Source organism: Dietzia sp. SYD-A1, from assembly GCF_015356725.1.
Classification (GTDB): domain Bacteria; phylum Actinomycetota; class Actinomycetes; order Mycobacteriales; family Mycobacteriaceae; genus Dietzia.
In genome coordinates this window covers 1-24,127 of the sequence record NZ_JADDKI010000189.1, presented here as the reverse complement: position 1 = coordinate 24,127, position 24,127 = coordinate 1, and the positions used below count along the sequence as shown (strand labels likewise).

General features: G+C 63.2%; 22 protein-coding genes and 1 pseudogene. 8 read left to right on the top strand and 15 right to left on the bottom strand.

From position 1 onward, the window contains the following. Positions 1–325: 325 nt before the first annotated feature. The 9 genes from IY392_RS08725 to IY392_RS08685 form a co-directional block, all read right to left on the bottom strand. A complete protein-coding gene (locus tag IY392_RS08725; protein WP_017838595.1) occupies positions 326–682 on the bottom strand; it encodes a metal-sensitive transcriptional regulator in 357 nt (118 codons plus the stop codon). Further along, positions 679–3,051 carry a cation-translocating P-type ATPase gene (locus IY392_RS08720; protein WP_182611234.1) on the bottom strand — a complete coding sequence of 791 codons (2,373 nt, stop codon included), beginning with the start codon at positions 3,049–3,051 and terminating at the stop codon, positions 679–681. The genes IY392_RS08725 and IY392_RS08720 overlap by 4 nt, the downstream gene beginning before the upstream one ends. Positions 3,052–3,137: 86 nt before the next feature. Further along, complete coding sequence (locus IY392_RS08715; RefSeq protein ID WP_007625927.1) at positions 3,138–3,347, bottom strand: heavy-metal-associated domain-containing protein; 210 nt, start codon at positions 3,345–3,347, stop codon at positions 3,138–3,140. A 371-nt stretch (positions 3,348–3,718) separates the two neighbouring features. Continuing rightward, positions 3,719–4,948, bottom strand: a complete 1,230-nt coding sequence (locus tag IY392_RS08710) for an Ig-like domain-containing protein (RefSeq protein ID WP_309234107.1) — start codon at positions 4,946–4,948, stop codon at positions 3,719–3,721. An 86-nt stretch (positions 4,949–5,034) separates the two neighbouring features. Further along, positions 5,035–5,877: a F510_1955 family glycosylhydrolase gene (locus tag IY392_RS08705; protein WP_228549194.1), complete on the bottom strand. Its 843-nt coding sequence runs from the start codon at positions 5,875–5,877 to the stop codon at positions 5,035–5,037. A 110-nt stretch (positions 5,878–5,987) separates the two neighbouring features. Next, positions 5,988–6,614, bottom strand: coding sequence for a DUF305 domain-containing protein (locus tag IY392_RS08700; protein WP_228549187.1), 627 nt, complete (start codon positions 6,612–6,614; stop codon positions 5,988–5,990). Positions 6,615–6,690: 76 nt separating this feature from the next. Next, the gene (locus tag IY392_RS08695) at positions 6,691–8,241 is read right to left on the bottom strand and encodes a multicopper oxidase family protein (protein WP_194861002.1); all 1,551 of its coding nucleotides are present in this window, start codon (positions 8,239–8,241) and stop codon (positions 6,691–6,693) included. A gap of 355 nt (positions 8,242–8,596) precedes the next feature. Beyond that, a complete protein-coding gene (locus IY392_RS08690) occupies positions 8,597–9,451 on the bottom strand; it encodes a cytochrome c biogenesis CcdA family protein (RefSeq protein WP_043568439.1) in 855 nt (284 codons plus the stop codon). Continuing rightward, positions 9,448–10,101, bottom strand: coding sequence for a TlpA disulfide reductase family protein (locus tag IY392_RS08685; protein WP_228549186.1), 654 nt, complete (start codon positions 10,099–10,101; stop codon positions 9,448–9,450). Before IY392_RS08685 ends, IY392_RS08690 begins: the two co-directional genes overlap by 4 nt. 192 nt (positions 10,102–10,293) lie before the next feature. On the opposite strand from IY392_RS08685, the gene IY392_RS08680 reads away from it, so the two are divergent. From IY392_RS08680 to IY392_RS08670, 3 genes are all read left to right on the top strand, one after another. Then, on the top strand, positions 10,294–11,229 hold the full coding sequence (locus tag IY392_RS08680) for a cation diffusion facilitator family transporter (protein WP_107746581.1): 936 nt from the start codon (positions 10,294–10,296) through the stop codon (positions 11,227–11,229). A gap of 270 nt (positions 11,230–11,499) precedes the next feature. Then, positions 11,500–12,243: a M23 family metallopeptidase gene (locus IY392_RS08675; protein ID WP_081615259.1), complete on the top strand. Its 744-nt coding sequence runs from the start codon at positions 11,500–11,502 to the stop codon at positions 12,241–12,243. Positions 12,244–12,438: 195 nt separating this feature from the next. Beyond that, on the top strand, positions 12,439–13,407 hold the full coding sequence (locus IY392_RS08670; RefSeq protein WP_309234104.1) for an SURF1 family cytochrome oxidase biogenesis protein: 969 nt from the start codon (positions 12,439–12,441) through the stop codon (positions 13,405–13,407). A 158-nt stretch (positions 13,408–13,565) separates the two neighbouring features. Here IY392_RS08670 and lnt read toward each other — a convergent pair whose 3' ends face one another. The 3 genes from lnt to IY392_RS08655 form a co-directional block, all read right to left on the bottom strand. Then, positions 13,566–15,044 carry an apolipoprotein N-acyltransferase gene (gene lnt / locus IY392_RS08665; protein WP_228549185.1) on the bottom strand — a complete coding sequence of 493 codons (1,479 nt, stop codon included), beginning with the start codon at positions 15,042–15,044 and terminating at the stop codon, positions 13,566–13,568. Between the two features lie 303 nt (positions 15,045–15,347). Beyond that, positions 15,348–15,713 carry a cytochrome b5 domain-containing protein gene (locus IY392_RS08660; RefSeq protein WP_194861000.1) on the bottom strand — a complete coding sequence of 122 codons (366 nt, stop codon included), beginning with the start codon at positions 15,711–15,713 and terminating at the stop codon, positions 15,348–15,350. Then, complete coding sequence (locus IY392_RS08655) at positions 15,710–16,072, bottom strand: hypothetical protein (protein ID WP_228549184.1); 363 nt, start codon at positions 16,070–16,072, stop codon at positions 15,710–15,712. Before IY392_RS08655 ends, IY392_RS08660 begins: the two co-directional genes overlap by 4 nt. A gap of 716 nt (positions 16,073–16,788) precedes the next feature. Here IY392_RS08655 and IY392_RS19575 point away from each other — a divergent pair. After that, complete coding sequence (locus IY392_RS19575) at positions 16,789–17,415, top strand: M23 family metallopeptidase (protein ID WP_194860999.1); 627 nt, start codon at positions 16,789–16,791, stop codon at positions 17,413–17,415. Between the two features lies 1 nt (position 17,416). Here the strand turns inward: IY392_RS19575 and IY392_RS08645 are convergent, their stop codons facing one another. Together IY392_RS08645 and IY392_RS08640 are read right to left on the bottom strand one after the other, a co-directional pair. Continuing rightward, positions 17,417–18,574 carry a cell wall metabolism sensor histidine kinase WalK gene (locus IY392_RS08645; RefSeq protein ID WP_194860998.1) on the bottom strand — a complete coding sequence of 386 codons (1,158 nt, stop codon included), beginning with the start codon at positions 18,572–18,574 and terminating at the stop codon, positions 17,417–17,419. Beyond that, the gene (locus IY392_RS08640) at positions 18,571–19,269 is read right to left on the bottom strand and encodes a response regulator transcription factor (protein ID WP_194860997.1); all 699 of its coding nucleotides are present in this window, start codon (positions 19,267–19,269) and stop codon (positions 18,571–18,573) included. The genes IY392_RS08645 and IY392_RS08640 overlap by 4 nt, the downstream gene beginning before the upstream one ends. A 367-nt stretch (positions 19,270–19,636) precedes the next feature. Between IY392_RS08640 and IY392_RS08635 the strand changes: the two genes are divergently transcribed. From IY392_RS08635 to IY392_RS08620, 4 genes and pseudogenes are all read left to right on the top strand, one after another. Next, positions 19,637–21,232, top strand: a complete 1,596-nt coding sequence (locus IY392_RS08635; RefSeq protein WP_228549183.1) for a cytochrome c biogenesis protein ResB — start codon at positions 19,637–19,639, stop codon at positions 21,230–21,232. Then, positions 21,229–22,233: a c-type cytochrome biogenesis protein CcsB gene (gene ccsB, locus IY392_RS08630; RefSeq protein WP_194860995.1), complete on the top strand. Its 1,005-nt coding sequence runs from the start codon at positions 21,229–21,231 to the stop codon at positions 22,231–22,233. Before IY392_RS08635 ends, ccsB begins: the two co-directional genes overlap by 4 nt. A gap of 239 nt (positions 22,234–22,472) precedes the next feature. Next, positions 22,473–22,982, top strand: a complete 510-nt coding sequence (locus IY392_RS08625; RefSeq protein ID WP_194860994.1) for a DUF2771 family protein — start codon at positions 22,473–22,475, stop codon at positions 22,980–22,982. Then, positions 22,981–23,175, top strand: a pseudogene (locus tag IY392_RS08620) (ATP-binding protein); the annotation flags it as partial. The gene IY392_RS08625 and the pseudogene IY392_RS08620, both read left to right, overlap by 2 nt. Before the next feature lie 98 nt (positions 23,176–23,273). Here the strand turns inward: IY392_RS08620 and IY392_RS08615 are convergent. Further along, positions 23,274–24,127: IS1380 family transposase (locus IY392_RS08615; RefSeq protein ID WP_194860992.1), on the bottom strand; the 854-nt coding region annotated here is incomplete at its 5' end.

Below are 24,127 nucleotides of genomic sequence, written 5' to 3'. Positions count from 1 at the left end.
CACATTGCTCGAACCCGAAGGCTTTTTCGGTGACGACCTGCGGTGATGGCCTGGGACGATTGGAACAACCGGGTTGCCAGCCCGGGATAGGGCCCGCGAGTTCGTCGAGCTAACCGGCGGCGTCGACCGGATCCTGAATTCGATCAGATGTCATGTTCTCTCCTGGTTTCTGCCGTGCGAGTTCATTGGCTTTCCCACCCGCAAACTATACCCCAACGGGGTATGTTGGTGAGGCGTGTTCACCGAATTTCGGGGCTCGGCTACATCCGCGAAGCATCCTGCTCGCGACCTTGCCGGGGCCTCCCATGCACCTACCCGCCCCCGCTTAGCGGGAGAAGCGGGCGATGGCGTCGGCCACTTCCTTGAATTTGATCTCTGCGGCCTCGTCGGACTCGTTCACTGCGTCGGCGACGCAGTGGCGCATGTGGTCGTCGAGCAGGCCGAGGGCGACGTTGCGCAGTGCGGAATTGATGGCGCTGACCTGGGTGAGGATGTCGATGCAGTACTGCTCCTCATCGATCATGCGGTGGATGCCCCGCACCTGGCCCTCGATCCGCTTGAGCCGGGCCTTGTAGCGGTCCTTTTCCTTCATGTAGCCGTGGTGACTGTGGGTCTCGCAGCCAGCGGCTTCGGCATCGTGCTCGGCTGCAGGGTCGATGGCGAGGTCCGGGGTATCCGTCATTGCTGGCTCCTGGTCTGGTCGTGGTTGGGGGTCGCGTGGCTTGAGGTGAACCCGCGCAGGCGTAGGGAGTTGGTCACCACGAACACACTCGAGAACGCCATTGCGACGCCTGCGAGCATGGGATTGAGCAGTCCGATCGCAGCGACGGGGATCAGTGCGACGTTGTAGGCGAACGCCCAGAATAGGTTGCCCTTGATGGTGCCCAGGGTCCGGCGTGACAGCCTGATCGCGTCCACGGCGGATCGCAGGTCGTCGTTCATCAGAGTGATGTCGGAGGCTTCGATCGCCACGTCCGTGCCGGCGCCCATCGCCAGTCCGAGCTCGGCCCGGGCGAGAGCTGCCGCGTCGTTGACGCCGTCGCCGACCATGGCGACGTTCTTGCCCTTGGCCTGCAGTTTCTCGATCTGGGCGACCTTGTCGTGGGGCATGACCTCGGCGATCACGTTGGCCGGATCAATGCCGACCTCGCTGGCCACGACACGTGCGGCTCCGGCGTTGTCGCCGGTGAGTAGCCACGGGGTCAATCCGAGAGCTTTGAGTCCGGCTACCGCCTCGGCGGAGGTGGGCTTGACGGTGTCGCGGACGGTGATCACGCCCGCGACGGTGCCGTCGATCTGGGCGACCACAGGGGTGCCGCCCTGCTTCTGGGCATCGTCGAACGCGGTCCGCAGGTCCGCCGGCAGGGAGCCCTCAGGGCGACCAATGGTCACCACGGCACCGTCGACGGTGCCCGTGACGCCACGGCCTGCAGTATTGGTGAACCCGGTGACCTCCGGCAGAATGGCGGATCCGGCCTCCCTGTCGGCCACGGGGCCCTCGCCCGCCAGACTCTTTGCACCCTCGCGGGCGATGGCCTGGGCGATCGGGTGCTCGGACGCGGCCTCCACCGCAGCGGCCTTGACCAGCAGATCCGTCCGGTCGAATCCGGCGGCAGTGGTGACCTGGCTGACGGACATCACTCCGGAGGTGACGGTGCCGGTCTTGTCCATGACGATGGTGTCGACGCGCCGGGTGGACTCTAGGACCTCGGGCCCCTTGATGAGCAGTCCCATCTGGGCGCCGCGGCCGGTACCGACCAGGAGTGCGGTGGGAGTGGCCAGGCCCAGTGCGCACGGGCAGGCGATGATGAGCACGGCCACGGCGGCGGTGAACGCGGTGGCCAGTCCCGCTCCCACCACAAACAAGTGCACGAGCAGGGTGATGATCGCGATGACGATCACGATGGGCACGAAGACCTGCGAGATGCGGTCGACCAGTCGTTGGACCGGGGCCTTCTTGGACTGCGCCTCGGTGACCAGCTTGGCCATCTGGGACAGTGTGGTGTTCTCGCCGGTGCGGGTGACCTCGATCAGCAGTCTTCCCGAGGTGTTCATGGTTGCGCCGGTCACCGTGGAGCCGGACGTGACCTCAACCGGGACGGATTCGCCGGTGAGCATGGACTCGTCGATCGCGGACGAACCCTCGGTGACGCGACCGTCGGTGGCGATCTTTTCGCCCGGGCGCACCACGACGATGTCGCCGACCTTCAACTGACCCACGGGGATGCGGACCTCGACGCCGTCGCGGAGGACGGCGGCGTCCTTGGCTCCCATGTCGAGGAGCGCCTTGAGTGCGGCGGAGGACTGCCCCTTGGCCTTGGTTTCAAACCAGCGGCCCAGCAGCAGGAAGGAGATCACCACGGCGGCGGTCTCCAGATAGATCTCGTCCATCGTGGAGTTTGTGGGCAGCAGATGCACTTCCATGGTCATGCCGGGCATGCCGGCGTTGCCGAGGAACAGTGCCCACAGTGACCAGAGGTAGGCGGCCGCCGTGCCCATCGAGACCAGGGTGTCCATGGTGAACGAGCCGTGCCGCAGGTTGGCGAGGGTGGCCTTGTGGAAGGGTGCGCCTCCCCAGAAGAAGATGGGGGTGACCATGGTCAGCACGGCCCACTGCCAATTGGTGAACTGCAGTGCCGGGATCATGCTCAGCAAGACCACCGGGACCGTGAGTGCAGCCGAGACAATCAGACGGTGTTTGAGGTCTGCGGTCTCACGTTCCCTGGCCTCCTCGATCTGGTCTCGGGGACCGGCGCCGCCACCTGCGGAAGTTGCGTCCACAGCCTGGTCGTCGTCATTCTTCATCGTGAACGCGTCGTATCCCGCACCGCGCACGGTCTCGATGAGCGCGTCCGTGTCGACCTTGCTCGGGTCGAAGGAGATGGACGCGGACTCGGTGGCGAAGTTGACCGTGGCGTCCACCCCGTCGAGCTTGTTGAGCTTGCGCTCGACCCGCCCCGAGCACGAAGTGCAGGTCATGCCCGTGACGCCCAGATCTATGTCGATCAGATCCACCGCGGGGTGCATCTGGGAGGGTTGAGTCTGGGTCATCGAGGATCAATCCTTCACGGTGAACGGGTGGTGTGCTCGGGGCCAGGGATCTCGCCAGCTGCTGGGGCTGGCGAGATCGCTTCGCGTCAAGAGGTGACGGTGTAGCCGGCTTCCTTGACGGCGGCGACGACCTGCTCGTCGGTGAAGCCCTCGCCGGAGACCGACACCGTTCCGGTCTTGCTCGAGGCCTCCACCATGGAGACGCCCGCGATTTCGCCGACTTCCTCCTTGACCGACGACTCACAGTGTCCGCAGGTCATGCCCTGGACGGTGTACTCCTTGGTGCTGGTAGCCATGACGGCTCCTTCCGTTGACGGTGTAGTTCGTTGAAACATCCGATGGATCGGATCAATCCGGACATCAATAAACCTATACCCCCTATGGGTATAGGTCAAGGGTTGCCTTCGTGTGTCTGCGGCTCACTTCGCCTGCATTCTGATCGCCCGGACGCCGTATGGGTTGACCGGTAGGCGGCGCAAGAGCCGTGGCGGTAAGGGCTTTGGACGCGCGGAGACGAGCTCACCGCGCTGGCGGTGCGGCGCGAATCCCCCCTTGCCGCTGCAGTCGAGCAGTCCGTATAGAGACGGGCGACGTTCATTAGCGCAGGCCAACACCCGGCCATGTCTGTATCCGCAAACAATTGTTGGGAACCCTGGCCGAGGGCCTCTTAGGCTAGGTCGGCATTTCCAGCACGCCAGGTTTCCCACGGGATGTTCCAGTCGCCCAGCCCGTCGGTCCCGGGAAGCGTCGGTCCGACGGTATTGATGACCTTGACCACGTCGCCCCGGTTGCTGCTGTTCTGGAACGACTTGGCGTAGGCGTCGGTGACATTGATACAGCCGTTACTGACGTTGGTGAAGCCCTGTTGTTCGACGGACCATGGGGCGGCATGGACGTAGATCCCGCTGTAGGACATCTGGGTGGCCCAGTTGACTGAAAGCCGGTAGCCGTCGGCCGAGTCGACCGGCACACCAAACGTCGATGAATCCATGATGAGCGATTCGTATCGGTCGCCGATGTAGTAGGTGCCGTTCGGGGTGGGTGTCGATGCCTTTCCCAGTGAGACCGGGCTACTGCTGACGACCTCGCCATTGACTCGGGTTGTCATTGTCTTGGTGTTGTCGTCGATCGTGGTGATGACTTCGTCGCCGATCGTGAAGTTGCTGTTTGCGTCCTGAGCTCCGTAAAGGCCTCCGCCCATATCGGTGCCGTAGATGTTGACGTCGACGTCGACCTCGGTGCCCGGTGCCCAGAATTCGGCGGGGCGCCAGCGAACCTCCGAGGGCGACACCCAGTAGAAGGCTCCTTCGACGGCGGGGGTCGTGGTGACCTCGATGGCGTCCTGGACGGCCTTACGGTCGCCGACGGCGGACTCGAAACGCACCGCGACCGGCTGCGCGATACCGACCGTGTGGCCCTGACCGGTCACCAGGCTCGCGCTGGTGGTCGAGTTCGGGACCACGGTGCTGAACGAGGACGAGTCTGTAATCGTCTCACCGTCGTCGTTAGTAGCGCTCGCCTCGATCGAGTAATCCCGGTTGTAGCCCAGAGTCTCGGTGGTGCGCCACTGGGAGCGTTCCGCGTTGAACTCGCCTTCGACCTCGCGACCTTCTTCGTTTGTCACCGTGACATCGTCGAACGCACCGTCTGTCACATCCAGAACGATCGGTTCCCGCGGCGTCGCGGCCACTGTCCCATCTTCGAACGAGGTGTGAATGACGGCCGCAGCGGCGGGGGCTTCTTTCGGTGCAGCGGCCGTCGAGGTGTCCTCGGTGTCCCCGATCGTGCACGCGCTCAGCCCTACTGCGGCCACTAAGGCCACCGCGACCGAGGCAAGCCGTTTCGCCGGTGTGCGCTCTGGTGCGGCTCCGCCTGCGAGCATCGCTTCTTTCCTCACCACTTCTCCCTCGAGTTCGTATGCGTTTCGACCGGTAGTTTCCAATCCGTCTTCGGCCGACCTTGGTTTGCGCCGCCGATGACGTTTCAGGGAATCGTTAATGTATGAAGTGACCGTCCATCAGCAGCGTAGGCAGTGTCCTGGTCCGCGGCGATGATGGCTTCGACAACACCGACGACTGGTCCCTGCTGCCACTCATCGTCGTTGACGTTCTTGCGCCAGGCGGTGCCGTCGGTGTCGATCCCCCAGAGGGTGCCGTCTTCGGCTGCAGATATCAGCAGGAGTTCTGGAGCAGCTGGTACTGACGCGAATGTGCGCCCGATGTCGGTGCTGAGTTGTAGGCCTGCTGCGGTTGTGGCCCAGATGCCCTCGTCGGTAATCGCCAATGCTCTCGCCGCTATCTCGATGCCGTCGGTCCAACTGACGCCCGAGTCGGTGGACGTTCGAATTCCGTTGGCGGTGTCGAATCCGACAAGGGTGTTTCCGTCGGTGGTCAGGGCGTGAAAGTCGACTTCGCCGGAGAGGGATTTCGTCGCCCACGACTGGCCGCCGTCGACACTCTCGATGAGTCCGAGAGGATTGGGGGCGGAGCTTGACGGGCCGGGATGGCCCGAGGCGTAGAGGTTATCCGTCCCGGGCGCGCCTGTGAGCCCCATGAAGTCGTCGTCGGCGTCGCCGACGCGGGTGGTCGCACCATCGGGGTTGAGGACGAAAAGCCCCGTATGCGTGCCGGCCAGCACCCTGCCCTCAGCATCGAGGTGGAGTCCGTGCACATGGTCAAGCGCGGGTGTTAATGCTGTGCCGGCCGTCGATGAGGCGTCCCCGGATTCGGGTGCTGGCGTCTGCTGCGGGCTTGAACACGCGGTCGCGGTGAGAGCCGATGCAAGGATGGCTATTGGGGTCCAGGCCCGCTTTCGGTGCGAAAGCATGAGTGCGTATCTCGTTTCTGGCAGGGACAAGAAAATGTGCTCATGTCCAGACGGTCTCCGGCGGGGTCGGACTGCCATCGACCCCGCCGGGAATGCGAGCCTTCGTTTTTTTACATGGAGTCGAGCATCTGCTGCATGGTGTCGATTTCCTGCTGCTGGGTGTCGATGATGGTTTGCGCCAGGTCGACAGCCGGCGGGTACGTGCCGTTCTCGACCTGGTCTTCGGCCATGGCCACGGCGCCTTCGTGGTGGGCGATCATCTGGTTGAGGAACAACTCGGCAGCCTCAGGGCCGGGAGCGTCGGACAACAGCTGCAAGTCCTCCTCGGAGAGCATGCCCTCCATCTGCGACATGTCATGGTCACCGCCCATGTCCATGTCCATGCCTTCGGGCTGCGTCGGCTCTCCCCACTGCTCGAGCCAGTCGGTCAGCTGCGCGATCTCGGGCCCCTGGGCGGCCTTGATCTCCTCGGCCAGCGAGGTGACGTCGGCGGGGACATCATCCTTGGACAAGATGATGTCGCTCATCTCGATGGCTTGCTCATGGTGGGGGATCATCATCTGGGCGAACATCACGTCAGCCTCGGAATGCTGAGCTGACTCCTCTGCCTGCTCGGTAGTCGTATCCTGGCTGGTCGCAGTGGTCTCGACGGCGGTCGTGGTCTCGCTGGCCGTGTCGGTCTCGTCGCTGGTGCAGGCGGACAGCCCCAGCAGGACCGCGGCGGCAGCGGCGGTCATCACAAGCTTCTTTCGATTCATCTGGGTTCCCTTTCTTCTGCGGACTTTCGGGCCCGCGAGTGGATCACCTTGCCGGTCAGGCGAGGTAAGACAGAGTGGTCATCATCCCGGCCTCTTGGTGATAGGCGTTGTGGCAGTGCAACGCCCACTGGCCAGGATTATCGGTGTCGAACTCGATCTCAATAGTGCGCATCGGCCGAATCGTGACGGTATCCTTGCGAAGCCCGCTGTCCGCGAGCGCGAACGTATGTCCGTGCAGGTGCATCGGATGGAACATGTCGGACATGTTCCGCATCCGCATCCGCACCCGCTCCCCACTGTTGACCTCCAGCGGCACCGAATCCGGGTGGACTTGGCTGTTGAGGGTCCACCGGTACGGCGACATCGTCCCGCCCAGGTCAACACTGTGGTACCGATCATGACTTTGGCTAGACAGACGTACTGCCTCGCTGGGGGATAAGTCGGTACCCAATAGCGGACGCCGGTCCACTTCGACTGGTCGGGAATTCGTCGGGAGATCGCCCGCTGCTGTACGTACGAGGGCCTGCGCGTGGCCATCCTTGCCTTCGGGCTGAGCGAACAACGGGAACACGCCGTCGCCGAGCGTGACCACAACATCGAACCGTTCACCCATGCCGATCAGAAGGGAATCGGTGTCCTCGGGAAGCACGGGAAAGCCGTCGGTGTGAGTGACGGTCATCCGGTGCCCGCCAAGCGCGACCCGGAACGCGGTGTCGGCGCCGGCATTGACGAACCGGATGCGCACGCGTTGGCCCCGCGACGCTCTCCAGACGTAGGGGTCGACAGGGAGTCGACCATTGATCAGAAAGTGCGGGTAGGTGACATCCCCGGCGCTGCCGAGGATGGGGGAGATCATCGACCCCTCACCCCCGTGCATGTCCATCATGTCGTGGTCCATCCCCTGCATCCCGGCATCTGCGGTGTCGGCACCGATGCCCAGATCACGGGCGACATCGTCGGGAGTCCGACCGGTCCCGTCGACCCAGTCGTCAAGGACCACGAGCCATTCATGGTCGTAGTCGCCGGGCTCGTCCGGATCATCGATGATCACCACTCCGTACAGGCCCCGATCGAGTTGCAGACCCGAATGTGAGTGGTAGAAGTACGTGCCTGGGTCTGGGGCGGTGAAGTCGTAGGTGAACGTGGTGCCTGGTGCGATCGGGTCCTGTGTCAACCCGGGAACCCCGTCCATGTCGTTGCTCATGGCGATCCCGTGCCAGTGCACGCTGGTCTCCTGGGGCAGCTGGTTGTCCACGGTGATCTGCAGCCGCTCTCCAGCTTGGGCCCGCACCAGTGGGCCTGGCAATTGTTGGTCGTATCCCCACGTTGAGACGACTCGGCCACCCAGATCAAGGTCGACCGGACGGGGGGTCAACTGCGCGGATACCACCGTTTGGCCGGGGGAGCGTCGCTCCTGTTCAAGCCGCCTCACGAGATCTGACGAGGCTCCCACGGGACTGCCCGTGGCTGCTCCGGAACCAGAACATGCAGTCAGAGCGCCGGCGCCGGCGAGAAGCGATCCGGCCAAGAAGGACCGGCGGGAGACCAGCACGCGCGGCGCACGTCTTAGCGCACCTGCCCGCCCCGTGGCGTCAGCGTTCAGCATGATCGGCGTTTCGCGAAGTCGCGGTCCCTGCGGGAGATGCGAATGAGATACCGGAAGAGACGACCCCAGTAGCAGGAGAGTGCGGCCCGCGTAGGTGCCGATGCCCTCCGAAAAGACTGGTCGTCAAGGCCAGAACCATCGCCCAGAAACCGAGTACGAACGCGATCAACAGGACGATGTCGATCCAGTTCACACCGTAAAGCCACCCCATCAGACTCAACTCCTTGCCTGTCTTAGAAACTCGATTCTGCGGGGCGAAATGCGAGATCTGGGTCATCGTTTCGTCAAGATCCGATCAAGGTTCTTTTCGGACAGACAGACTCGACTCGAGTTAGGAGAGACCATCGGAGCACTGTCAGATCGGCAAAGTGGTGTCTGAGACGGCGAAGTCGCGGAGCCAGTACACGAACTGCGTCCATATGCCGCTGAGCAGCAAGATTCCGACGACAATGAGCATGATGCCGCCGACGATCTGAATCGTTCGCGTGTGTCGTTGCAGCCAGCCCACCGTGCGGATGGCTCTCGTCGAACCGAAGGCCACCACGATAAAAGGCAGTCCGAGCCCCAGGCAGTACGCCACGATGAGCAGTACTCCGCGTGCGGCGTCGAGTCCGGTTCCGGCGGCCACCGACAACGCCGCTGCCAGCGTCGGTCCGAGACACGGCGTCCATCCCAGGGCGAAGACGGCGCCAAGTAGCGGCGCGCCCGCCCAGGTGGAAAGCGCTTTCGGCTGCATTCGAGTGTCCCTCTGGAGGGCGGGTATGGCCCCGATGAACACCAGACCCATCAAGATGGTCACCACACCGCCGAGCCGCTGCAGCAATTCTTGCTGGGGGGCGAGGTATTGCACGGTGCCCAGCACCATCGCCGACAGCAGCACGAAGACCACCGTGAATCCAGCAACGAATAGCACCGCGGCGAGGACGACTCGTCGTCGCGATGACACCCGCTGACGCTGCTGTTCAAGAGTGAGCGTGCTGGCTTCGGCGCGGCGTTGCTCGGCGGCCTGCACGGTCACCGCCGGGCGCTCTGCACCCACGATGCTGGCCATGTATGCCAGATACCCGGGCACGAGCGGGACTACGCACGGCGAGGCGAACGAGACGAGTCCCGCAAGGACACATGCTCCCAACGCGAGAAGTAGAGGCCCGGAAGCAGCTGTTTGTTGGAACGTCTGGCCAATGGATTGCGCGATCAGCACCGTGTTCATGCAGCGTCGCTTTCAGCAGGCTCGGCCAGCAGTCTCTCGATGACCGGCTCCAACTGGGTGTCGGTGACCTCTGCTAGATATACCGCAGCGACTCGGTGCTGTTTGTCGAGAATCAGTGTCGCTGGCACCACCGAGGTGGGGAAACCATGTAGCGCTGCCACCGCGGCCTGCGATGGGTCCCAAATTGAGGGATAGGTGACCCCGTTGTCCTTGATGAAGTCGACAGGCTTTTGCCGATTCGGGTCGCGCAAGTTGACGCCGAGATTGGTGAACCCTTGCGTCTGGTACTTGTCCTGTAGTCGCTGCAGGTCGTCGGTTTCCGTCCGGCAGGGAGCACACCACTGACCCCACAGGTTGATCAGCACCACCTCGCCAGGAAAGTCTGCGACCGCCACAGTGGCCTCCGGATCTACTACTTCCGGGCCAGACATCGGAGCGATCTTCTGGCGGTCCGCCGGCGGATCATAGAAGATCTCAATCTGGCCGCCCGGGCTGACAAAATCGAACGTCTCACCTGAAGCGACGGCATCAGTGCCGCTAGCGCAGCCAGTAAGTACAAGCGAACTCACCACCACTGCGGCCAGTTGGCATCTTGCCCGTCTGCCCCAGCTACCGGGCTGCGCACCCTTGCCGAACACATCCGTCGTCATCACAGCATCAGCACCACTCTTGCCTGCACAGTCACACCGGACGATTGTGCCGCCCCTACCCCATTGGTTCGGTCGGGGTTCGATGAAGGTCTGATCAAGATTCCCAAGAGAAGCTGTGGGCACCGCGAGACCGATGCACAGTGTGCAGCTGACACGAGAACCGGATTCCGAGTGCAAAAAAGGAGACCCCCCATGGCGCATGGGCATGGTGGACACGGGCAGGTGCAGGCTCGTGGGTGGGGCATGGCTATCTCGGCTTGGCTGACGGGAATCTACTTCGTCATCGAGTTGGCGATCGGGCTGTGGACCGGCTCGGTTGCGGTGATCTCGGACGCTTTTCACACCTTCTCGGCGGTCGGTGGTGTCCTAGTCGCCATCTTCGCTGCTCGACTCGCCCGCCGCCCCGCAGACGAAAATCGCAGCTTTGGCTGGTACCGCGCCGAGATCGTAGGCGCGCTGGTCAATGGCGGTTTCCTGCTAATCATGGCGATGGTGGTGATCGTGATGGCTGCCATGCGCATGAATGATCCGGTTGACCTGCCCACGACGCCCATGCTGTGGGCAGCCGCGGGAGGCTTGCTTACCGAAATCGTCGCCCTGAGCCTGATCTGGAAACAAAGCCGCAGCGACATGAACGTTCGTGGCGCGTTGTGGCACATCATCCAGACCTTCGTCGGCAGCCTGCTCATCATCGTCACCGCACTAGTGATCAAGTTCACCGGGTTCTTGCTGATCGATCCGCTGCTCGGTTTGGCGTTCGGCTTCGTGCTTGTATGGGCAAGCTGGAGCATCCTGCGCGACGCCACCCATCTGCTCATGGAGGGCACACCCGACGAGGTCTACCTGTCTGACGTGACTGAAGACCTGGCAGCGATAGATGGGGTGGAAGACGTCCATCATGCCCATGCTTGGGCACTAACCAGTGGACGTTTCGTGTTCTCCGGCCACCTGCGCACCTCCGCAAGCGCCGATCCGCAGATCGTTCTCCAATCCGCCTCCAACCTGCTTCAAGCTCGGTACCGCTTCTTCTTTTCTACTGTGCAGGTGGAGACCGACTGTCCCGACGAGACTGCGGCATCAGCGATCGACATCACACGTGCGGCGGGTACGAGGAGGGGGCAGGAGTAAGGACCTTGATCCTGCTTGCGTTGATCGCGGTTTAGTCACCCGGGACGATTGCGGGGTGGCTCCGGCCGGCCCGCGTTCGAACCAAAAATCACGTCGGGGTAACGGTCGGGCGATGCCGTAGATGAATAACAAATGGCGTATGAACTGCTGATTTCTGGATTCTCAGGAAACTCTCCGTGACAGGACGATATGCAACTGTTACCTTTTCGGGAGTCTCCAGTGGTCGTCGGTATGAAGCTGCGACCATCGCTTAAGTTGAAGGAATCAATCATGTCGAGCTCCTCCAAGAGCGTTCCGTTCGCCGATCTCATGGACTCGCTTGGTGTGGGCCACCGCATCTCTGCTGGTGGGCGTCATCGCGCCAACCGATCCAGGGGAGTGGGCCGGATCGCCGCCACCACGCTGGCTGGCGCCGCAATCGCCGGTGGCGCGGCGCTTAGTGTCGCCCCTGTGGCCGCTGCCCAATCGTCTGATCCCGAGCACGTCGGACAGATGGTCGAAGAGGCTGCCGCCCGCTATGGCATCGGAGCTGACGCGGTCCGCCAGTATGCAAGTCAGGCCCCCGGGCTGAGCCAGGCGCTCGGATTCGATACTGCTCAGTCGTCGTCTTCGGCGTTTTCGGTCGCCAGCCAAGCTCACAGGCCGACTGATGGAACGATCACCTCTGGCTTCGGCTCGCGGTGGGGCGCTAACCACAATGGCACCGACATCGCTGCGCCGATCGGCACACCCTTGTATGCAGCCAAGTCCGGCACGGTCGTGGCCTCCGGCCCCGCTTCCGGTTATGGGTTATGGATTCGCATCAAGACCGATGACGGCTATCTCTTGGAGTATGGCCACAACAATGCCAACTACGTCACCGAAGGCCAGCAGGTCACCGCCGGCCAGGTGATCGGTGAAGTCGGTAACCGTGGCTACTCGACTGGTCCGCATGTGCACTTCGGCGTACAGAATCCCGCCGGCCAGTGGATCGACTCGGTGTCATGGTTGGCCGCGAACGGCGTCGTCATCTGAGGACGTAGACAACGACCTGCTGCTCGACACTTCCGATCCAGTCCCGGATGCCACAATTCGGCACGCAACACGCTGATCTCGCCGGATCGGAACCATCCCTGCCGACAGTGGCGGGAGGCGGGCACGATTAATGATCGCCGGAGCTGGTGCCGACAGGAGGGCCCCGATGCCGACCGTCTTGCCATCACGCCTACCGTGAACGGCGTGCAGAGGGTCTTTCGCGGGATGACGCCGGGGTGGTTGATTTCCTTCATCGCCGTCGCACTGTTCGTCTATACGTGCTTCACACTGTTGGCGCCATGGCAGTTAGGCAAGAACGAGGATTTGAAGACGCGCAATTCCCAACTTCTTCACAGCGTCGAAGCCGATCCAGTGCCGTTGACGGAATTGACGGCGCGGGACGCGCCGTTGGACGAATCCGAGTGGCATCGGGTCACAGTAACCGGTCGCTATCTGCCCGAAGACGAAGTGCTCTTGCGGCAGCAAGCTGTCGACGGGGAACAGGTTTACCAAGTTCTCACCGCATTTCGGACCGAGGGCGGCGATGATCTGCTTATTAATCGTGGATGGGTTCGCGTTGGCGAGAACAACACGGTGCCGACCTACCCGGCCGCAGTAGCCGATCCAGTGACCATCACCGCCAGGCTCAGAATGCCCACCGACACCCCGGCCGAACCGATAGTTCTGCACGATCGTCACATGGTGCGCTCCATTGAAACCTCGACGATCGGTCGGGTTCTGGATCTCGATCTTGCTGGCTATCATCTCCAGCTCCCCGGAGGTCAACCAGGATCACTCGAGCCAACTCCGATACCGGAAGTCGAGGCGGGTTCGTACCTGTCTTATGGGCTTCAATGGCTTGCATTCGGAGTTCTAGCGCCAATTGGGCTTGGCTACTTTCTGTGGAGTGAAATCCGGGAGCGGCGCCGCCAACGTAGCCAGGGCAACGACGAGCAAGGCAGCCTAGGCGACGGTGCTGTGGGACCTGGTGACAGGGATATCGATCCTGATGTCGTATCCGGTCATATTGCTGAGGTGGATGCGGCCACGGAGGCAGTGGCCCATGACCGCCTCGTAACGATGACCGTTCGTGATCGCTACGGCACCAGATTTGAGGCTGAACGCCGACGGCGTCTACGTCCACGAAATAGGCTCGATTACTGAGTGCAATCTTCGAGCTGGCTCTCGCCCTTACCTCGCGGGAGCTCATCAATTTCTCGCCCTCGGCGCCCTGCCCGACATGCTCACGTTGAGCGCCTGCAGCCGGCCCGGCCGACGACGGGTCCGCTCCCGATATCGGCGCGCACTCATTGCCGGGGATCTCAGCCCCGCCGGCGGCGGCTAGCAATCCACCCCACCAGTATCGCGAATACTGCGGTGACCGTGATGATGAGTTCAGGAATTGAACGTAATCGGGTGGCAAGTGTGAACTCGGTATTGAGCGGGACCTGTGCGACGAGGGCATCGGCAGTGAACATTTCGGTCTGCTCGAGGACATCGCCATTCGCCGCGATAATCGCGCTGACACCGCTGGTGGCCGCTACCACCACCGTGCGGTTGTGTTCGACAGCGCGCAGCCGCGACATCGCCAGCTGCTGATAGGTCATGTCGGTATCGCCGAAGGTTGCATTGTTCGTTGGTACCGCGATCAACTGCGCCCCCGACCGAACCGACTCGGACACCAGATCATCGAACGCGACCTCATAACAGGTGGCCACAGCGAGCGGTGTCTCATCGATGGTCACCACACCATCGCCGTTACCGGGCACGAAGTTGCCCGCCTGCGCGGCATAAGGCGAAAGCTTGCTCACGATCGACCGCATCGGCAGATATTCACCAAACGGAACCAGGCGTCTTTTGTCGTGCGCATCGCCGGGGCCTGTTCCTAGCTCCCACACCATCGCTGTATTTCGGGTGGCGCCGGAGCCAGTGGACACCACCGCCCCCACAAGGATCGGAGCGCCGATAGCCTCTGTGGCCGCATCGATCCGCTCTGCAGCGTCGGCATTGCGAAACGGGTCGATGTCTGACGCGTTCTCCGGCCAGATCACCAGATCCGGTGCGGGCTTCACCCCCGCGGCGACCTCGGCTGCGAGAGCGTCGGTACGAGCCACATGATTGTCCAGTACAGCGCGCCGTTGCGCGTTGAAATCCAGGCCGAGGCGGGGCACGTTGCCCTGGACTAGGGCAACCGCTTTAGAGGGGGCGGCGACCTCTGCGGTAGGGACGGGCATCGAGCCGAGTGCAGAGGCGGTCACAAGCACCGCCCCGAGCAGCGACACCGAGCGCCAGGCGGAGCGCCGAGCAAGTCCGACGACCACTGCAGCCGTTGCACTGCCCACCAGTGCAACGGACAGGCTCACCCCTGGCGCCCCGGCGATCTGAGCGATCGCCAGCAATGGTCCATCAGTCTGACCGAACGCCAGCCGGCCCCAGGGAAACCCACCGAAGGGCAGGCGCGCTCGAACCGCTTCGGTGGCCACCCAGCAGCACGCGATCCACAGTGCGGCCCCGGGCAGCCGCGCCACTAGTGCGGTGGCCCCAGCGAAGACAGCGACTGCCACGGCCTGTAGCGCCGCTAATGCTAGCCAGGGGACAGCGCCGACATAAACCCCCACCCAGGGCAGTAAAGGTACGAAGAATCCGAGACCAGCCAGGTATCCCAATCCGGATGCGCCGCGCACGCCGATTCCTCGGATCGACAGGACCAGAATGGCAATACCGGCCGGGGCGAGAAACCACAAGGACAGAGGCGGGAAACTGGTGTACAGCAGTACTCCTGCGCCCAATGACAACACCATTCGACCAAGTACACGGCCGACGAGGCGGCCATATAGCCACCGCCGAGAAGGCGTTGACCGCGGGTGATTTCGGGTAGCCCCGCTCATCCTGAGGCCGACTGCTGGCAGTACCATCGATTGTGGCCCACGGATCTTTTGTCGTGTTGTCATGTCACGCTCGCGAGGTGTGCTCTCATCTTCCGCAGAGGTCGCGGGGGGAGCGAATCGAACCCGTTCACGGCCTCGCTGAGTCCACGCGCGCGGCCCCGGAGCAGGGCGCCTTCGACCGGGACGCACGGAGTGGTTCTGAGCGTATTTGCCGGGTCACCTGGAGAGCTGTCCGATCTGGAACTCGGCGAGCCGCGATTGTGGCTGGGACGCTCCACTGTGCTGGTCGGTGAAACTCTCTGTCCCGTCTGTGCCGCACAGCTGCTCGATCCGGTCAGGCCCGCCCGGGTGTTGGTCGATCCACGCGGTGAGGTCGTAGACGATGTTCTCGATCACGGTCCAACACGAGTCGGTTGAATCGTTCTGCTGGACCTCGGCGATCGTCACCTGGTTCTCGGCTCCCTCGCCCGTCTGGAGCTGCTCTGCCTGTTCTGGCGCGCCCGTGTCGTTTCCGGCGCAGCCCACAGCTAGGAGCAGGGCGGCGGTGGTGCCGGAGGCGGTGAGTGTCCTGCGCAGTGTCATTCGATCTCCTCGTATAGTGATTTACTGAAAGTCCAGGCGGCCAGCCACGTGCACAGGACCGTGAGCACCAGTGCTACGCCGATGTGGAATGCCAAGGTCGCGCTGCCCCCTAAGCTCGCTTGGGCGAACGTGGCCCCGAACAGGACGAGGGCGACGACTGCAGCCCAGCGACCTCGCCGTGTAGCCCACGCGCGCCACCCTAGAGCCAGAGCCAGCACGCCGGTGAGGACATGAAGGGCGATGGCGGCCGAGCTGTGGAAGTCCAGACTGGTGCCGTCCTGGACCAGAACCCCTGCCGAAGTGAAGAGGAGTCCGAGGGCGCTGACCGTCACCGAGGCCACCGCTCGTGCGAGCAGCAACAATCGTCCGGAAATCTGTAAATCTTGTGATCGCGACACTTTCTCCTTCTCGAGCTGCTCTTGATTCTCGGGTGCGAGGCGGCCGGCGACCCGCCCCCTTTGCCTCCAAAGCCGCATGCACTGTCACGTCTGGAGATTGTGCTGTGCTGACCTCTTGATTCGGTCGGGGTTTGATGAAGGTCTGATCAAGATCCCGGACGTGACGGTCGCTGACGCGGTGCTGATTTGGTGCGCGGTCAGTTGGGGTGCACCTGGGTGAAGCCTGTCAGGACGTCCAGCTTCCGAAGGCCTTCCCATGTCGCCCACGTAGTCACCTGACACTCGCAACAGGCAGCTTTGTGAACGCTGCCAGAGGCTGCGGTCAGAGGGGAGACTTCAGGCACGATGAACGCTTGAGGGAGCCGCTCCCCGGTCGTTCTTCGGCACGGGCGTGCAGGCCCCCACTTCTTGCGACGGCGGACTCTGCTCGTCTAAGTTCGAGCAAAAGTCACATCACGAAACCATCACGGTATAGCGGCAGGGGAGACACGGCGGCAGTGGAGCGAAGACATGCACGCCACAAGGAACACCCTTTAACTGTCGACATCTTGGCGAGTTATGGTCGCCCTCGAGGTGGCGGTACGCATCGCCAACCCTCCGCCCGGCCCGAGCTACGCGATCAGGTCGTCGTCGCCACTGTCGCCGCCGGAGCCATCGCGTCCTCGATAAGTTTTCTAGTGGACCAGCACGCAGAGGCTGGTGATGAGCACATTCACTTCATCGCCCACGAGGAGTCGATCAGTCCTGCTGGCCAGTCTGGAGACATAGCCCTTCCCACGGCTGAACTGCCTGGGCCCGTTGCGGTGCAAGGCGACATCCCGCTGGAGAGCGCCGCCGCCATGGTGTCGTCGTTGGCGGCAGGCACCGAAATCGACGCTCGCCGGCAAGTTGCCGAGGAGACCGCGCGCCGTCCCACAGCAGTGATGCCGACAGTCGGGACCCTCACGTCTGAGTTCGGCCAACGCTGGGGCTCGCTCCACGGCGGCATCGATATCGCAAACGCGATCGGAACCCCGATCGTGGCGGCCACTGACGGGACCGTCATCGATGCCGGCCCGGCGCAAGGGTTCGGCAATTGGGTCCGACTGCTGTCGGATGAGGGCACGATGACCGTTTATGGACACATGGAAGAGGTTCTCGTGTCCACGGGCCAGCGTGTACAGGCTGGACAGACGATTGCCCTCATGGGAAGTCGTGGCTTTTCCACCGGTTCGCACTTGCACTTCGAGGTGTGGTTGAACGAGGGACGGGAGCGCGCCGACCCCATCGAGTGGCTCCGGGAAAACGGTATCGCGACCAACTGAGTCAGCCCTTGGAGTGAGCCGGGGTCTGCGGTAAGGAGATCGTGAATCGGGCGCCGCGGCCGAGCCCGTCGCTGTGCACGCGGATATGGCCTTCGTGGGCTTCGACGAGTGCACGGGTGATGGTGAGTCCGATGCCGCTTCCTCCGTGTGCCCGGTCGCGGGCGGTGTCGACGCGGTAGAAGCGGTCAAAAATGTGGTCGAGGTGCTGCGCTGCGATGCCTTCACCAGTGTCGGCGATAGTGATCTCCACGTTCCCGTTGTGTAGGCGACTGGTGACGGTGACCATCCCACCTGAATCGGTGTGGCGGAGCGCGTTGTGCAAAAGGTTGGTCAGGACCTGGTTGATTCGATCACTGTCGACAGTGATCGGTATTGCCTGGTCAATACGCGCTTGGAGCATCACATTCTTGTGCGAGTACTCGGGGCGCAGGGCGTCGATCGCGGCCGCGATGATGCTGTGAGTGTCGGTACCGATGGGGATGAGACGCGTGAGGTGTTCTTCGGCTCGGGACACTGCGCTGACATCGTGAGCGAGCCGACCTAGCCGACCAGTCGCGGTTCGCAGAATGCGCAGCGTGTCGTCGTCGAGTGCACGGACGCCGTCTTCGATTGCCTCAAGGTGGGATTCGAGCGTGGCCAGGGGAGTCCGCAACTCGTGTGCGAGATCTGAGAGCATCCGCCGGCGTGTGGTTTCGGTGGCATCTAGTCGTCGTGCCAGTTCGTTGAAGCTGGCGACAAGATCGTCGAATTCACGACCTATTCTCGGCTCGTGTACTCGTGAGTCGTATTGCCCACCGGCGATCTGCTGGACTGATCGGGTGACCGGGGTGATCGATCGTTGAACGCGGCGGGCGATGTAACCGCTGACAGCCAGCGACAAGATCACCGATACCGCCAGTGCGATCGACCACGACAGCATCATTGACGAGTTGAACGCCTCCTCCATATGCGCTGCTTCGGAGGAGTTCTGTGACAGTCCGGCCATCTCCAGATGCTCGTGGAAGATTCCGGGGGCAAGTATTGCAGCGACGACCCAGGCACTGACTGCGAAACCGATCATCACAAAAGCGAGCGCCGCCAGTAACCGGGTCCCGAAGGTGGCAGTGGTGAACCACCACTTGAGGCGCCTCGTGGTGTCACCCAGATCGATCCGGCTCACTGACCATCTCCGGTGCGGTAGCCGACACCGCGGACGGTGCGGATGTACGCGCCCCGGGACGCAGTGTCTCCGAGTTTGCGTCTCAGGTGCCCGATGTGGACATCAACAAGGTGCGTGTCGCCGACCCAGTCGGGCCCCCAGATCGCATTGATCAACTGCGTCCGGGACAGCACCAAGCCGGGGTCTCGCGTCAGTGCCGCCAAGAGGTCGAACTCGGTCCTGGTCAACTGGATCGGGGTGGTGTCGACGGTGACCTCGCGGCCTTCGACGTCGATTGCCAGTGCCCCAATCCTTCGCAGCTCTCTGTGATCGGAGGCCGCAGACGGGGAGCGTAAGGCCGTAGACGATCGAGGACGGCGCAGCATGACCTGGATGCGGGCCATGAGCTCTCGTGGGCTGAACGGTTTGGTCATGTAGTCGTCGGCTCCCACGGACAGTCCGATGAGGGTGTCGACCTCCTCGGTGCGGGCGGTGAGCATGACGACATACGCATCGGAGAAGGTGCGCAACTGGCGGCACACTTCGACGCCGTCCAGCCGCGGAAGACCGAGGTCTAGCACGACGACGTCGGGATCGACTTGCCGGATCAGGTCGACTGCGTCCTGCCCGTCATGAACGACCGTGAGGTCGAAGCCGTCACGAGTCAGATAGGTACCGATGAGGTCGGCGAGCTCACGCTCGTCTTCGACGACCATCGCCCGCAACCCTGCGGTCGCGCGAGTGGTCGGGGACTCGCCTTCAGGTCCGGCGTCTCGAGAATCGGATGTGGACATAAGGCCAATCATCGTCGTAGGTCTGCCACTGGCGCCTATCGCGTGCTCGATCTTGATCAGACCTTCATCAAACCCCGACCGGATCAATGGGGTCGGCGAAGGACAATCTCCAGATGTGACTATGCGTGCTAGAGCGGTGCTGATGATGCTATGAAGCCGGCGACGCCCCACCGGAGCTGCCCCTCGATCCGGCTCGTCGCACCGGGAACGGCAGAGGGGACTCAAATCAGTGCCTAGGATAGCTCCGGTCACCGCGTTCCTGCGGAATTCATGGCGCACTCTCACCGCGATGCGCACGGCATTGATTCTGCTATTTCTGCTGGCGGTGGCGGCGATACCGGGGGCACTCCTGCCGCAGCGCAGCCTCAACCAGGGAAACGTCAATCAGTACATCGCGGACAACGGCTGGCTGGGGGAGTTCTTTGACAAGCTCCAGCTGTTCGACGTGTTCTCCAGCTGGTGGTTCACAGCCGTGTACGTGTTGCTGTTTATATCCCTGGTGGGCTGCCTGACACCGCGGTCGATTGATCTGGTCAAACAACTCAAGGCCCCGCCGCCGCTCGCCCCGCGTAACCTTGCACGCCTGCCGCATCATGCGGCGTACCGGACCACGGCCACGCCGGAGCAGGCCGCGGACCAGGTCCAAAAGAGCCTCAAGGGCTGGCGGGTCCGTCGCAACAACGGGGACGGTCGCGTGTCGGGCAGCATCGAGCTGTCCGCGGAGCGCGGATATGCGCGCGAGGTGGGCAACATCCTATTCCACTTCGGCCTGCTATTCCTGCTCATCGCGTTCGCGGCCGGCAAGTTCGTGTACGCGGAGGGCATGCGGGTGATCATCGCCAACGAGGAATCGCCAGCCTTCTGCAACACCACGCCTAGTGCGTACGACTCGTTCCGGGCAGGTCTACTGGTAGACGGCACTGACTTGGCGCCGTTCTGTATCAAGGTCGAAGACTTCCGTACCGACTATCTACCCAATGGCCAGGCGGAGATGTTCACCTCCAACATCCGCTTCAGCGAGGAGGTCACTACCACCGATCCAGACACATGGGATCCCTACACGTTGCAGGTCAACCACCCGCTGCGCATCGGCGGCACCCGTGTCTACCTCCAAGGTCACGGCTTCGCGCCCACGTTCACGGTCACCTTCCCCAACGGCGAGACCCGTACAGACACAGTGCAGTGGCAACCGACGGACCTGTTGACTTTTCTCTCCTCCGGCATCATGCGCTTTGATCCGCCAGCCGGCATGTACCCGGACATCGACGACCGCCTCGAGCAGCAGATCGCCATCCAGGGGCTGTTCGCACCGACCGCCTCGTTCGACGGCACCATACTCAGCTCCCGTTTCCCGCGGATGGACGACCCGGCGGTGGCGATCGACGTCTACCAGGGCAACGCCGGCCTGGACAACGGCGGCGCACAGTCGATCTTCTCACTGGACCCCGACCTAATGGAGTCGGGCGCGTTGGAACGTAGGGCCCGCGTCAACCTCATGCCCGGCGAATCCACGACCCTGCCCGATGGCACCGAGGTCCGCTTCGACGGAGCCGACGAGTTCATCAACATCCAGGTCTCGGAGGACCCTACTCAGATCTGGGTGGGCGTGTTCGCTGCCGTCATGGTGGGTGGCCTCGTCCTGTCGTTGATGGTCCGTCGCCGAAGGATCTGGGCACGGGTCATTGTCGACGAGGCCCAGGCGACCCGCGTCGACCTGGGCGGCCTCGCTAAGACGGACAGATCGGGCTGGGGCCGGGAGTTCGACGACCTCCGGGACCGGCTGGCCACCATTGCTACTGCTACACCCGTCTTGCCCGAACCTGGCGACACTGCATCTAGTCGAGGCGCCGACCCCGACGCTTCGTGGAAGGACAACATCCGGTGAACACTGTGATTCTCGCGCAGGGACTGCCTGTCAACGAGACGCTCTCCAACTACAGCGACCTGGCATATAGGTCCGCGTTCGGTCTATACGTGCTGGCACTTGTCGCATCGTTGATCTACTACGCCGGATTCCGGGTAGCCAAGGTGACTAAATCAAGCCGGGACCTAGTGGGCGCCGGTGGGCCCGGGCTCACAGAATCAACCTCTCTCACCGACACCGGAGACGAGGACCGTGAGTCCGCAGGCAGTGTCCGCTGGGCACGGATCGCACAGCTATTCATCATCATCGCCTTCCTCTTCCAAGCGGCTGCGCTGATCCTGCGCGGGGTGGCCACGGACCGGTTCCCGTGGGGCAACATGTACGAGTTCATTTTGGCGACCACGCTGCTGGGCGTGGGCGCCGGGCTGATTTTCCTGCGCAAGCCGGCCCTGCAGGTGGCCTGGCCATTCGTACTGGTACCGGTTCTGATCCTGCTGTTTTTCGGCGGCACCAACCTGTATTCCGAAGCCGCTCCCGTCGTGCCGGCACTGAAGTCATACTGGCTGCCCATCCACGTCTCGATCATCTCGCTGGGATCGGCCATCCTGCTGATATCCGGTGTCGCCTCGATCATGTACCTGATCCGGGTGTGGCAACCGCAGGGTCAGGAAAAGGGCTGGAGCTCCGGGCTTTCCCGCCCACTACCGCATGCCGACACTCTCGACCGACTGGCCTATCGCACCGCTGTGATCGCATTCCCGATCTACAGCGTGGGCATCCTGCTGGGCGCTGTCTGGGCCGAGGGCGCGTGGGGTCGCTTCTGGGGCTGGGACCCCAAAGAGACTGCCTCCTTCGTCTCTTGGGTCCTTTACGCCGGCTATCTGCACGCCCGCGCCACCAGTGGCTGGGGCCCCAAGAGGGCCGCTTGGATCAACCTCGCCGGGTTTGCGGTGCTCATCTTCAATCTGTTCTTTATCAACATCGTGGTCTCCGGTCTGCACTCCTATGCTGGCCTGAACTGAACGGTTGAGGAGCACTTCGCAGCCTCGATATCTGCTTTAGAAAGCGCAGCATCCAACTCCGCGAAATGAAAGAAACGGGGCCGGCTATCGCCCCGGTCCGACTCGGGCAGGAGACGCTTTTTGGCACCGTGCGAGGCGAGCCGGGTAACCACACTGGGCTAGGTGGAACCGTTCGCGGCACCTCGGGGAAGCCGGTGGCTCCCTGAGTCCGACTACGAAGAGATCGGCAGAACGAAACTGTGAGCTCCCGCAATGAATCCGAACTGACCGGCCGCCGTGTCCGCCCGGCCACCTGGGCGATCCTGGCGTGGATGATCATCATGATCGCCGCCATCCTGGGGGCGTGGAAGGGGTCGGAAGCCCGGTTCGGTGTGCTGTCGGAGATCACCGTGGCCACCGACCGCAGCACCGTCAAGGCTCTGCCCTTCACCGCGACCGACCTGGACGGCAACTCCTTCACCAACCCGGTGCCCGAATTCGTGGTGCGCAGCGAGCACACACTGACCGTCCGATTGTCCACCGAGCTGCGCGAGTCGACGATGAACGTCTACGAGGTGCGTCAGGGCGGTACCAATGAGTACATCGTCGAGGCTGGCGGTGCCGGCGAGCTACTCATTCCGGTGAGCACCCCGGAGCATGGCCCCATCGAGGGCCTAGCCATCCGGTCGGTCCCGATCTTCTATGACAATGCCGGTGAGCCGTCGATCCTCAACGGCGAATGGTCCGTGTCCTTCGTCTACGAGGACTGAGCGCCCCAGTGGCGGCAGCGGTATCGGCCTGACCATCACTCGCGCACTCGTCGAAGCCCACGGCGGGAACATTCGAGCGCACAGTGACGGGCCCGGCCGAGATGCAAGTTTCACTGTCGAGTTTCCGAGCTCTGGCCGCTCTCCCACTAACCCCGCTGATTCACGGGCCGGTGTGACTGCTGCTGTCGGGTGACGGCGGGCTTGTTTTCGCGTAAGGGCGTGCGGGGGTGCCGGCTGGCGCTGCCGGTGGGCGGGTCTCCGGGTGGTGATGTCGAGGGCGGGCGGGTGAGATCAGGCTGGTTTGGGGATCGCGGCGATCTTGTTGAACACGGCGACGATGGCGGTGGCCCAGGGCCATGTTTCGGGGATCTTCACCCGGCGTCGCCGGCCGCTACGGGTCAGCCGGGCTGCGACGTGCAGGAAGCGGTAGCGCAGCGCTTTGGGCTCGCACAAGGCCAGAACCGCAGCCTCGCCGGTACAGGCCAGCATCCGTGTCCACGCCACCAGATCTGCGGCGAGCATCACCGCCACCAACCAGGCCTGGTTGAGCGCGAACTCGCGTGAGGGCAGACGGCCAAGACCGGTGTCTTTTGCGTGACGGATCCGGTCCTCGACCCGGGCGTGAGCCCGATGCCTGGCTTCGAGGAATTGCAGCTGGCCGGTGGCGGTGTTGGTGACGAATGCCTGGTAGCGCCACCCGTCGATCTCCTCGAACATCGACAGTTGGGCGCCGGGGTGGGGTCGTTCGCGGCGGACGATGACCCGCATCCCGTCTGGCCACTTGGCGAGCATCCCGGGAGCGAGAAATCCGGTCAGCTCGGCAACCTCGGCCCCGTCCCGGATGTCACCGGAGGGATTGAGCGCTGGTCCCCACGCGGCCTCGGGGCAGGTCACGATGGCCCGGCGAATCGGGGCGGTGATGGAGAACCCGACCGAGTACTCCACCCGTCGACCACGGACGCGGTTCTGCTCGGTGATCCAATCCAACAGGTCGTGAGAGGCGCCGGCGCCGTCCGAGCGGATCAGCAGGTCACGGCGGTGAGCGGCGGGGATCTGCGCGATTGCCTGGCCCAGAACGTCGATGTGGTCGGCAGCGGTGTTGGAGCCAGCATTGCCCGGGCGCAAGCTCGCGGCGAGAAACTCTT

Bases quoted from the DNA above. Each gene is read 5' to 3' on its own strand.
- IY392_RS08725 (WP_017838595.1), bottom strand. From the start codon at position 682: ATGACGGATACCCCGGACCTCGCCATCGACCCTGCAGCCGAGCACGAT.
- IY392_RS08720 (WP_182611234.1), bottom strand. From the start codon at position 3,051: ATGACCCAGACTCAACCCTCCCAGATGCACCCCGCGGTGGATCTGATC.
- IY392_RS08715 (WP_007625927.1), bottom strand. From the start codon at position 3,347: ATGGCTACCAGCACCAAGGAGTACACCGTCCAGGGCATGACCTGCGGA.
- IY392_RS08705 (WP_228549194.1), bottom strand. From the start codon at position 5,877: ATGCTTTCGCACCGAAAGCGGGCCTGGACCCCAATAGCCATCCTTGCA.
- IY392_RS08700 (WP_228549187.1), bottom strand. From the start codon at position 6,614: ATGACCGCCGCTGCCGCCGCGGTCCTGCTGGGGCTGTCCGCCTGCACC.
- IY392_RS08695 (WP_194861002.1), bottom strand. From the start codon at position 8,241: ATGCTGAACGCTGACGCCACGGGGCGGGCAGGTGCGCTAAGACGTGCG.
- IY392_RS08690 (WP_043568439.1), bottom strand. From the start codon at position 9,451: ATGAACACGGTGCTGATCGCGCAATCCATTGGCCAGACGTTCCAACAA.
- IY392_RS08685 (WP_228549186.1), bottom strand. From the start codon at position 10,101: ATGACGACGGATGTGTTCGGCAAGGGTGCGCAGCCCGGTAGCTGGGGC.
- IY392_RS08680 (WP_107746581.1), top strand. From the start codon at position 10,294: ATGGCGCATGGGCATGGTGGACACGGGCAGGTGCAGGCTCGTGGGTGG.
- IY392_RS08675 (WP_081615259.1), top strand. From the start codon at position 11,500: ATGTCGAGCTCCTCCAAGAGCGTTCCGTTCGCCGATCTCATGGACTCG.
- lnt (WP_228549185.1), bottom strand. From the start codon at position 15,044: ATGGTGTTGTCATTGGGCGCAGGAGTACTGCTGTACACCAGTTTCCCG.
- IY392_RS08660 (WP_194861000.1), bottom strand. From the start codon at position 15,713: ATGACACTGCGCAGGACACTCACCGCCTCCGGCACCACCGCCGCCCTG.
- IY392_RS08640 (WP_194860997.1), bottom strand. From the start codon at position 19,269: ATGGTCGTCGAAGACGAGCGTGAGCTCGCCGACCTCATCGGTACCTAT.
- IY392_RS08635 (WP_228549183.1), top strand. From the start codon at position 19,637: ATGCGCACGGCATTGATTCTGCTATTTCTGCTGGCGGTGGCGGCGATA.